Raw genomic sequence first — 524 nt, forward strand, 5'->3', positions numbered from 1 at the left:
GCGCAAGCGGCCATGCGAGTGCAAGCCCTATTGGAGGTGATTGAGCGGTACAAGCAGAAATGGTCGCTGCCCCAAGGTGTGCGTGTGGTGGTCAGTTATGAGGCTGGGCAGGATGGATTCTGGATCTATAGAGCGCTGCGCTCGCGTGACATAGATTGTTACGTGATCGATGCGGCCAGCATTCCGGTGGAGTGGCACAGGCGTCGCGCCAAGACGGATCGACTTGATGCGATCAAGCTGGTCACGAATTTGCGAGCATGGCTGCATGGCGAACGCGACCGCATGCGCGTCGTGCGAGTGCCCTCGCTGCAAGAGGAAGCTTCACGTCAGTTGATTCGTGATCGAGGGCAGTTGCACAAAGAGGTGCTGCAGCACCGCGAGCGTATGCGTAAGCTGTTGATCACAATGGGTTGCTGGGACAGTTTCGATCATAGGACGTTTGCCAAGCGGCTAGCGAGCGGCAAACTGGTTTGTCATGATGGCACGCCGCTGCCCAGCGAGTTGCATGAACGACTGTTACGCGA

The 524-nt window shown here is 57.6% G+C and carries 1 protein-coding gene; it reads left to right on the top strand.

The window, feature by feature from the left end; translation table 11 throughout:
- On the top strand, nt 1–524 hold a 524-nt coding region (locus KQH60_RS14805; protein WP_237577149.1), incomplete at both ends, for a transposase.

The organism is Mycetohabitans sp. B8 (genome assembly GCF_021991875.1).
Lineage (GTDB): Bacteria > Pseudomonadota > Gammaproteobacteria > Burkholderiales > Burkholderiaceae > Mycetohabitans.